Origin of the sequence: Brevundimonas sp. (assembly GCF_016463295.1) — a bacterium.
GTDB lineage: Bacteria > Pseudomonadota > Alphaproteobacteria > Caulobacterales > Caulobacteraceae > Brevundimonas.
This window is the reverse complement of record NZ_JAEMRO010000088.1, coordinates 1-8319: the sequence shown is the minus strand read 5'-3', so window position 1 is coordinate 8319 and position 8319 is coordinate 1. Positions and strand designations below refer to the sequence as shown.

At 65.9% G+C, this 8319-nt stretch carries 12 protein-coding genes; 1 reads left to right on the top strand and 11 read right to left on the bottom strand.

Annotated features, from left to right (window positions below):
* The 4 genes from ssb to JHC81_RS12650 form a co-directional block, all read right to left on the bottom strand.
* Nucleotides 1-187: single-stranded DNA-binding protein (gene ssb, locus JHC81_RS12665; protein ID WP_292175239.1), on the bottom strand; the 187-nt coding region annotated here is incomplete at its 3' end.
* Nucleotides 188-259: 72 nt separating this feature from the next.
* Nucleotides 260-676, bottom strand: coding sequence for a hypothetical protein (locus JHC81_RS12660; RefSeq protein ID WP_292175237.1), 417 nt, complete (start codon nucleotides 674-676; stop codon nucleotides 260-262).
* Nucleotides 676-1338, bottom strand: coding sequence for a hypothetical protein (locus tag JHC81_RS12655; RefSeq protein WP_292175235.1), 663 nt, complete (start codon nucleotides 1336-1338; stop codon nucleotides 676-678). The genes JHC81_RS12660 and JHC81_RS12655 overlap by 1 nt, the downstream gene beginning before the upstream one ends.
* A 77-nt stretch (nucleotides 1339-1415) precedes the next feature.
* Nucleotides 1416-4139 carry a transcriptional regulator gene (locus tag JHC81_RS12650; RefSeq protein WP_292175234.1) on the bottom strand — a complete coding sequence of 908 codons (2724 nt, stop codon included), beginning with the start codon at nucleotides 4137-4139 and terminating at the stop codon, nucleotides 1416-1418.
* Between the two features lie 161 nt (nucleotides 4140-4300).
* Here JHC81_RS12650 and JHC81_RS12645 point away from each other — a divergent pair, with 161 nt between their 5' ends.
* The gene (locus JHC81_RS12645) at nucleotides 4301-4423 is read left to right on the top strand and encodes a hypothetical protein (RefSeq protein WP_292175232.1); all 123 of its coding nucleotides are present in this window, start codon (nucleotides 4301-4303) and stop codon (nucleotides 4421-4423) included.
* A 10-nt stretch (nucleotides 4424-4433) separates the two neighbouring features.
* On the opposite strand, the gene JHC81_RS12640 is transcribed toward JHC81_RS12645, so the two are convergent.
* The 7 genes from JHC81_RS12640 to JHC81_RS12610 form a co-directional block, all read right to left on the bottom strand.
* Nucleotides 4434-5264: a flagellin gene (locus tag JHC81_RS12640; protein ID WP_292175230.1), complete on the bottom strand. Its 831-nt coding sequence runs from the start codon at nucleotides 5262-5264 to the stop codon at nucleotides 4434-4436.
* A 115-nt stretch (nucleotides 5265-5379) separates the two neighbouring features.
* Nucleotides 5380-5670, bottom strand: coding sequence for a flagellar protein FlaG (locus JHC81_RS12635; RefSeq protein WP_292175228.1), 291 nt, complete (start codon nucleotides 5668-5670; stop codon nucleotides 5380-5382).
* Between the two features lie 118 nt (nucleotides 5671-5788).
* The gene (locus JHC81_RS12630; protein ID WP_292175227.1) at nucleotides 5789-6619 is read right to left on the bottom strand and encodes a flagellin; all 831 of its coding nucleotides are present in this window, start codon (nucleotides 6617-6619) and stop codon (nucleotides 5789-5791) included.
* 395 nt (nucleotides 6620-7014) lie between these two features.
* A complete protein-coding gene (locus JHC81_RS12625) occupies nucleotides 7015-7434 on the bottom strand; it encodes a hypothetical protein (protein WP_292175225.1) in 420 nt (139 codons plus the stop codon).
* 2 nt (nucleotides 7435-7436) lie between these two features.
* Nucleotides 7437-7820 (bottom strand): M15 family metallopeptidase, encoded by a 384-nt coding sequence (locus JHC81_RS12620; RefSeq protein ID WP_292175223.1) that lies wholly within the window; start codon nucleotides 7818-7820, stop codon nucleotides 7437-7439.
* Nucleotides 7820-8098 carry a hypothetical protein gene (locus JHC81_RS12615; protein WP_292175221.1) on the bottom strand — a complete coding sequence of 93 codons (279 nt, stop codon included), beginning with the start codon at nucleotides 8096-8098 and terminating at the stop codon, nucleotides 7820-7822. The genes JHC81_RS12620 and JHC81_RS12615 overlap by 1 nt, the downstream gene beginning before the upstream one ends.
* Nucleotides 8095-8262, bottom strand: coding sequence for a hypothetical protein (locus JHC81_RS12610; RefSeq protein WP_292175219.1), 168 nt, complete (start codon nucleotides 8260-8262; stop codon nucleotides 8095-8097). Before JHC81_RS12610 ends, JHC81_RS12615 begins: the two co-directional genes overlap by 4 nt.
* Between the last annotated feature and the right edge of the window lie 57 nt (nucleotides 8263-8319).

Below are 8319 nucleotides of genomic sequence, written 5' to 3'. Positions count from 1 at the left end.
TCTCGTTGAAGATGACCACCCGGTGCCACTCGGTCTTTTCCTTGCGCTCGCCGGTCGACTTGTCGCGCCAGGTTTCGGACGTCGCCAGCGACAGATTGGCGACCCGCTCGCCAGAGTTGAGGGTGCGAATCTCGGGGTCCTTGCCCAGATTGCCGACCAGAATGACCTTGTTGACGCTGCCCGCCATGACCTTAGTTCCCTGTTCTCGTTAAGCCGCAATCACTGACTGCGCCTGTATGTTCTTTTTTTGTTCACGCCGTCAAGGCGCGGGTGCCGGTGCTGCCGGTCGCTGTTCGATGGTGCCCGGCACGGCCAGTCGGCCATCTCCCGTCCGTGCCATCATGAAATAGCGCGTCCCGTTCAACGATTGGGCCCTCCGCACGCCGGTCTGATCCAGGAACAGAAAGCTGCCCTGATAAGCCCCGACCAGCTCGGTCCGGTTGCCACCCAGGTTCAGGAACCGCGTCCTCACTTCTTCCAGACGCGCGGCGCAGAATTCGATCTGCGGCTGGTTGTCCGCCACCCTGTTGAAGACCGGCTCGGCCCCTTCCTCATCGCCCAGATCGACGACATAGCAGACACCGCGGTCGAACGGGGCCTTGAAGTCCTTCTCGCAGGCGGTCAGCCCAAACGCCCCTATGCCCAAGACAATGGCGGTCATGAATGCGGGCTTCATCAGCGCAACTCCGGAAACTGACAACTGCGGTCCTGCTGGACCAGGGTGCTGAAACGGCTGTTGTCGGCGGACTGTTCGACGCGACCGGCCACCAGACGCACGGTCGTGTCGCCCCAACGACCGTACTGGGCATCGCCCGGACGCACGCAGGTTCCCGAATACAGCGCCTGCACGCAGGCCTCCAAGCTCATATTGTTCGACAGCGACCGCCAGTCCGATCCCGTGTGGCGCAGGCAGGCACTGCCGGCGCGCGTCGGCTGGCTGGTGGGCCGTGTGGGCTCCGGCATATCCTCTGGGTAAGGCTCGATCTCGACGACAGGAATGTCCTCGACCGGCGGCGGGCCTACGGGCGGTACGAAGGCCGCCGCCTGGCCGCTCTGGTCGATGCCCACATCCATGGCCTCGGTCGCCAGCCCGTTCTGACGGGCACAGTCTGCCAGATTGGCCATGCCGACGAACTGCCCGTTGACGAAACACCGAAGCTCCCGCTCGGAATCCAGTCCCGGCGCGTCGGCCACATCGATGGTCAGCCCGCCCTGGGCCGCCGGGGGCGGCGTCGCGGGCTCGTCTCGTCCACCGTTCAGCAACAGGGCGATCACGACGGCCGCTATGATGGCTATGCCGGCACCGATCGCGATCAGTATGCGGTTGTCCTGGGGCATTCGGCACTCGCGTGAGACAGGCCCCCAATAACCCTGCCCGACCCCGATGCGTCAACGCCGTTCGCAGACTATCCCGGTTATCCGGTCAATCGGGCCAGCGCTGCCTGGTAGTTGGCCAGCTGCGCCGTCAGATAGGCCGGGGCCTGTCCCACCGGTTTGTTCGCCGTGGCGGTAGCCGGGTCCAGCGCGCGATAGGCGTCGCGCACGGCCTTCATCGCGGCCTGAAGTTTCTCGCCCGACGCCTTGATCGCCTCGGCACTGCCCAGGTTCATGCCGCCCGTCAGGTTCAGCCCGAAGGTGCGAATGACGTCCTCACCCGTCGTCGCCCCGATATAGCCCTGCGACAGGCCCAGACCCGCCAGGGCATCGCGCCCCGTCTCGCCCGCCGTCAGCATCGCACCTGTGGCACCATCGCGCGCCATGATCGTCAGCCGCTGCAAACCGGCGAACAGCGCCGATGGCGTATCGCCCGCTTGGGCCTTGGCGGTTTCAGCCGTGACCGTCACCTTCAGCTTGCGATTGGATGCCTGTTCGATCTTCCGGGCCAGAGACTGCAGGGTATCGCGCGCCTCGATGGTCACCGCCACCTGCCGCCCGCCGTCCGCGCCGGACACATAGAAGCGATCCCCGACCCTGAGCGAGGTCGCATCGGTCAGGGTCTTGGAGGTGCCCTGATCGATCTCGCCCTGCGGCAGGCCCAGCCGATCCAGAATGCTGGCTCCGTCCCTGGCCACCGCCAGGGTCAGCGGTGCCGCCTGCCCTGCCGGGCCTTCCCATGTCCTGCGCCACTCCTCCGCCCCGCTGGCGGGATCAATCCGGACCAGATAGGCCTTGGTCGGATCGGTCGCCTTGGCCCCCTCCAGCCGGTCGGCCACACCGGTGACCCAGACCTTGCCATCGACGACCTTCACATCCGTTGCCGTGTCGTTTCCGGCCGTGCCCACATAGGTCAGCCGGTCCTGTCCCGACGCCGTCAGATCGCCTTGCAGTACGGCGACAAAGGCATCCGTGCCCCCGTGATGAGCCTCATTGACGGTGCCGATATCCAGCGCCGCGTTGCGCGTCGTGCCGGTCAGGATCACCTGTCCGTTGGAAACCGAAATGCCTGCGATCTCGCCACTGGCGGAGCCCAGGTCGCGCGACGACACCAGCGTCGGCTTGCTGGCCGCATCAAGGCTGAAGTGCCGCACGACCATCTTGCCGTTTTCGACACCCGCCGAATACAGGTTCGACCCGTCCACCGCGATGGCGTCCACGCCGTCGGTGCCGCTGGTGCCGAACTGCTGCACGCCCGCAGCATTGGCCACGACTGGCGCATAGATGTGGGCTTGGGTCTCGCTGAAGGCCTGGACATAGCCGTCCCAGCCCCCTTGGGCGACGCCGCCGGTCATGGCGCTCTGGGCGCGCCCGGCCACATAGACCATGCCGTCCGCCCCGAAGCTGACCGCCGTCGCCTCATCGGCGGCCCGCGCCCCGCGTCGCTGGGTCCAGACCTCGCTGCCCTCGGCATTGAAGACGGTGACGAAACTGTCAGCTACCCCGGCCACATCGCCGCTCTTGCCCGGCTCCAGCGCGCCCGTCACCGAGCCCGCCACCGCCACACGCCCGTCGGCATCGACCGCGATGGCATAGCCGCTGGCCGTCGAGGCCGCGCCCAGCGTCTGGGTCAGGACCACACGTCCGGCCGAATCGAGCTTCATCAGGGCCACGTCCTTCTGACCCTTAATCGGCTGGTTGCCGGGCCCGGCCTCCAGATCCGCCACCAGCCACAGCGACCCGTCCGGCCCCGTCGCACTGGCGCGAACCGTCTCGACACCCGCCGGCAAGGCCGTCTGACCCGCTCGTCCCGGCACCCAGTGAGTCTCACCCGGTCGCGCCACGGCGTCCGGTGCCGTCCCGCCGGTGTCGGTCTGGAACTTCAGTACCTGCTGGCCGCCCGTCGTCCCGCTGGCTTGCACGACATAGACCGCGTCGGCTCGCTCGCCGGCGGAGAAGCTGACGGTCTCGCCCGCAGTTCCGCGCACGACCAGGGCGAACTGGTCGGGGCCGGGCGGCAAGGTCACAGGCCTGCCCCCCACAGTCACCGTCTTCGGAGCCACCGGAACCAGTTCCCGCCCGATGCGCGTCTCGACGCCCGCCGCCTGCAGCTTGCCGTTGATGTGGTTCAGCACCGCCGTCAGGGTGCGAGGGGTCGACCCCATCTCGGCCAGATCGATCGATACGGCTTGATCGCTGTTGGCGCGCTTGATGCCGATGCTGAACTTCACATCGCCGGCAAAAGCCGGGCTGAGAGAGTCGGGCGAACCCTCATGGATCGGTCCTGTGACCGATATGGCGCTGTCGCGCGGCACCGCCGCCGTCGTCTTGCTGGTCGCGCCCGCCGTGCCCTGGGCCAGGCGAATCGCGTCGAAATCGGCGGATGTCAGCCAGGAGCCGATCTCGCCCAGTCCGGACTGGAACCGCTTGTCCAGCTGGCTCATCTCCAGCGTACTCACACCCTTGGTGCTGGCGCGATTGGTCAGGGCGGTCAGGGTCTCCAGCCCCTGATACAACGCAAACAGCTTGCGATAGTCGGCGGATGCGGATTGCACATCCAGCTGGGCCGCGCCCTCGTTGATCAACTTGCGCCCGCCTAGAGCCGAGCGGACCAGATCGCTGGCCTTGGGCGGCTCGACCGAGGAGGACCAGGGCGGTGTCGGTTGCTTCTTCGTCGCTGCGTTCAGCGCAGCCGTAGTCGCAGAGGTATACGTCGTGTCCGACGTGCCCCCGAACAGGCCCAGAAGATAGCTGTTGTTGATCACAGACCGGCTCTCCGACCGCCAGTGTGAGGCTTCGCCGGTAATGCCGGCTTAACAACCCACAGGAATCGCGCACGTATCACTGGCGACCAGGAACCCGACTCGGCTAACAAAGGTTTTCGATCTCGCGCCGTCCTGCGCCTCTCGCGAAGGAGTCCTGCGTCTTGAGTAAGCTCTTCGAACCCCTGCTGTCGCTTCTGTCCCTGTACGGCCTGTCCGTACAGCCCGCCCGCACACGTCGTGCGGCGGTCCATATCAGCCATGCGGCCCCGCGACGCCTGAACTAGGCGACGGGCCCTACTGGAACAGCGACAGAATGATCTGAGGGGCCTGGTTGGCGATCGACAGGGACTGCGCGCCCAGCTGCTGCTGGACCTGCAAGGCCTGAAGCCGGGCGCTTTCCTTGGCCAGATCGGCATCGACCAGATTGCCGATACCGGCCTCCAGCGTATCCGTCAGCTTGCCGACGAACGTTCTGTGCGCCTCGATCTGCTTGGCCTGCGCGCCCATCGAGCCCAGGGCCGAGTTCAGCTGGGCGATCGAATCGTCCAGCTTGGTCAGAGCGTTGGTCGCGCCCGTGAGCGTGGTCAGGCTGTCGGACAGCGACAGCTCGATAATCGCGCCGCCCAGCGTCAGATTGGCCCCGGATAGGGTCACGAAGGAGGTCGCCTCGGCATTGGCCAGGAATTTCACGCCATTGGTCAGCGAGCCGTTCAGCAGATTGCCGCCGTCGAAGGTCGCATTCTCCACCGCCGATGAGATGGCCCGCAACAGAGCCTTGAAGTCGTCGTCCAGCAGTTTGCGCGACTGGGTCTTCAGCGAATCGTCCTTGGCCAGGACGATCTTTTCCTTGAGCTGGTTCAGCAGGTCGGAGATCGATTCGCCGGCCGCCAGGCCCACATCGGCCAGCGACACTGCGCGGTCCAGGCTGGATTTGACAGCGCTCAGCGCCCCGACGTCGGCCCGCTGCTGCTGGGCGATGGCCCAGATGGCGGCGTTGTCCTTGGCTCCCTCGACCTTCAGGCCCGTCGAAATCCGGCTCTGGACCTGGCTCAGCCGCTCGTTCGTGCGCGACAGATTCTGCAGCGCGATAGCGGCGGAAGCATTGGTGTGGACGCTATTCGTCATCCGACTCGACCCTTCGAAGTTTGGATCAAGCTAGGGCGCAACCGTGCACACATGGTTAACGCGCTTTAGCCCCGCAGAGGGCTGCGTGGCGTAAGGTCTTTCGCGGTCGTCTGGCTCAGGCGGTCGTGTCGATGACCGAACCGGCCCCATAGCTTTCGGACTGCATCATCTTGACGACCTGCTCGCGGGGGAACTGGCGGATCACTTCGCCGGTTTCGCGGTCCATGGTCTTGTAGATGAACGATCCGTTCTGGGGGCCTTCCTCTATCACCAGGCGATAGCGTGCGGCCTTGGCGACATCCTGGGCGGACTTGGAGCCGTTGAAGTCACCGCTGGCGCTCGATCCTCCCGCGATGGGCAGGACGGCGGTGGCGGTCACGGCGGCTATGGCGGCATTGTTGCTCATATCTCCTTCCGTCGACGGTCGGTCGGCGGCTTCCTGCAAAGGAACTGGTTACCGGGAGTACTGGGAAAAAGGGTGGTCGGGCGGGACCGGCGGCCCCGCCCTTCCGGTCGTTCTGGTCTTAGCGGAACAGGCCCAGCAGGATCGAGCTGGACGAGTTGGCGATCGACAGAGCCTGCACACCCAGCTGTTGCTTGGTCTGCAGCGACTGCAGTCGCGCGCTTTCCTTGGCCAGGTCGGCATCCACCAGGTTGCCCACACCGGCGTCCAGGGAGTCCTGGAGCTTGCCGACGAAGGTCAGGTGGTTTTCGAACGCCTTGGAACCCGTGCCCAGCTTGGACAGGGCGGTCGAGACGTTGCGGATCGAGGTGTCGACCGTCGTGATCATGGCGGCGGCAGCCGTCGCCGAAGACACGACACCGGCAGCGGCGACCGTCACGATGGTGCCGCCCAGCGACAGGTTCTGTTGGGCGACGTTGATGGTCGACGTGCCCTTGGCGTTGGCCAGAGCCTTGAAGCCCGCCGTACCCGCGTTGATCAGGTTCGTACCGTCGAAGCTGGCGTTGGCCACAACGGTCGTGATCCGGTCACGCAGGCTGATGAAGTCTTCGTTCAGCGAGGCGCGGGCGGCAGTCCCCAGGCTGGCGTCCGAAGCGGACAGAGCCAGGGACTTCATTTGCGTCAGCAGATCCGAAACGCTTTCACCGGCTGACAGAGCCACATCGACCGTGGACTGACCGCGTTGCAGCGAAGACTTCACCGCATTCAGCGACGCCGATTCGGCGCGCTGGCTCTGGGCGATTGCCCAGATGGCACCGTTGTCCTTGGCCGAGTTGATGGCCTTGCCGGTGTTGATGCGGTTTTGAGTGGTTGCCAACTCGGAGTTGGTCTTTTGCAGGTTCTGCAGAGCGATCTGAGCACCGACGTTCGTGTTGACGCTGTTCAGCGACATGACGATATTCCTTGTTTCAAGGTGTCCGACGCCATTTTGGCAGCCGGGAACATTTTGTTCGAAACCTTATCAGCAAGGACGGGACCACCGGATTATCGATCGTGCCAGATCGACCGTCGTTGATTTCATTGCGGTACTTCTTGTTTACCACGTCCCGGACCCGGCAGAATGTGCCGGGCGTCGGCAGTTCTTGCCGGGTCACCCTGCACATCTTGCCGTTCGGCGCTCAGCGCGCCCGCTCTTGCAGCGCCCTTTCGGCCAGCAAGGTCTCCACCGCCAAGGCTCGTGCCGCCTCGCAGGCCACCAATTGCGCCCCTCGCGTCACATAGGCCGCATCCAGATCCGCGCGGCTCGGTCGTTCAGGCAGTACCGCCAGCTGACACGGACGGACCGCCTCATCCGGCAGGATCAGGCGCGGCGGTGCCACAGATGGCGGGCGCGAGGCGGCACAGTTCGCGGTCATGATCGCGCAGCCGATCGGCACGATCAGCCTCCAGCAGGATTTCAGCGTCATCGGCCTGTTCGGTCCTTTCCAGCGTGCGGGCCGTCGTCGTGGCGACCGCAGTCAATGTCTGATGATGGCGCGCGACCCGCCGCGCCTGCGCCTGGCTGCCCTCGACCTCCAGACGCCGCGCCGCCAGATCGCGGTCCAGCGTCTCCACCCGATGTTGGGCCGCCTCCAGCCGTCGTCCCGCCAGATCGAAAGGGTCCCAGCGCAGGCCAAGACCACGCGCCAGCACCACGGTCAGAACCAGCAGGACGGTCAGCGACAGCCCCCACCCCCAGGGCGTCAGGGTGCGCAGAAGGCTCGGCACCCTCACGGGAACACCTTGCGGTCCAGTTCGAAATGGGGGCCATCCCGCAGGCTGGGCCAGTCCCCGCCCCAGACGATGGGCGTACCCTGTCGCACGGCGGCCGCCTTGAACGCCGCCGCGATGCGCGGATACAGCGGCCAGTCCCAACGCACCTGACCGTCCACCAGGGCCGCCACATCGACCGCATGACCGGTCAGGTGACGCGACCGCTTCGTCCGGCTGGCCCCCGCCCGGATCAGCGCCGCCTGACGCTCGGGCGTCCTCAGCCCCTCCGTCACCATGAAATCGACCGGCGACAGGGCGATCGCCTCGCGCACCAGGGCCACCAGCCGTGGATGTACCCCCTCCAGCCGCACCAGCGACCGCTTCGACAGACCGAATCCCATCAACGGCCCCCATCGTTCAGACGCGGCGGCAGCGATCTTAGCGCCACGATCAGCTGCTGGGCCGTCGGCGCGACCAGATACAGCACCAGTGTCAGCGCCAGCAGCGCCATCAGCCCTTCGGCCAGCCTGGGCGCGGCCTCAGGCGGTACCACGGCGATCAACCGGTCCAGCAGCGCCCAGGACACCGCCGTGCCGACATAGACATACAGCCTGCGCCACAGCCACTGTCCCTCGGCCAGAGTCGGTGGAGATCGCGTCTCCTTCTGCAAATCGCTCATCGGGCGTCCTCCGGATCGAACAGGCCAACGGCGCCGCGCCAGCCCGTCCCCTCGTGACGGTGCAGATCGAGACTGTGCAGGTCCTCATCGCTCAGTCGGTGGGGCGTGTCCCAGGCCTCGGCATCCAGCAGATGGACATCCTCATGCGTATGTTTGCGGGTCATCGTCGGTCTCATCCGACTGCGACCAGCCAGACCAGGCCCGAGCCACCCGCTCCGCCT

Coding starts and splice junctions, on each gene's coding strand:
- JHC81_RS12630 (WP_292175227.1), bottom strand. CDS start 6,619: ATGTCGCTGAACAGCGTCAACACGAACGTCGGTGCTCAGATCGCTCTG.
- JHC81_RS12610 (WP_292175219.1), bottom strand. CDS start 8,262: ATGACCCGCAAACATACGCATGAGGATGTCCATCTGCTGGATGCCGAG.
- JHC81_RS12640 (WP_292175230.1), bottom strand. CDS start 5,264: ATGACGAATAGCGTCCACACCAATGCTTCCGCCGCTATCGCGCTGCAG.
- JHC81_RS12660 (WP_292175237.1), bottom strand. CDS start 676: ATGAAGCCCGCATTCATGACCGCCATTGTCTTGGGCATAGGGGCGTTT.
- JHC81_RS12615 (WP_292175221.1), bottom strand. CDS start 8,098: ATGAGCGATTTGCAGAAGGAGACGCGATCTCCACCGACTCTGGCCGAG.
- JHC81_RS12655 (WP_292175235.1), bottom strand. CDS start 1,338: ATGCCCCAGGACAACCGCATACTGATCGCGATCGGTGCCGGCATAGCC.
- JHC81_RS12635 (WP_292175228.1), bottom strand. CDS start 5,670: ATGAGCAACAATGCCGCCATAGCCGCCGTGACCGCCACCGCCGTCCTG.
- JHC81_RS12620 (WP_292175223.1), bottom strand. CDS start 7,820: ATGGGATTCGGTCTGTCGAAGCGGTCGCTGGTGCGGCTGGAGGGGGTA.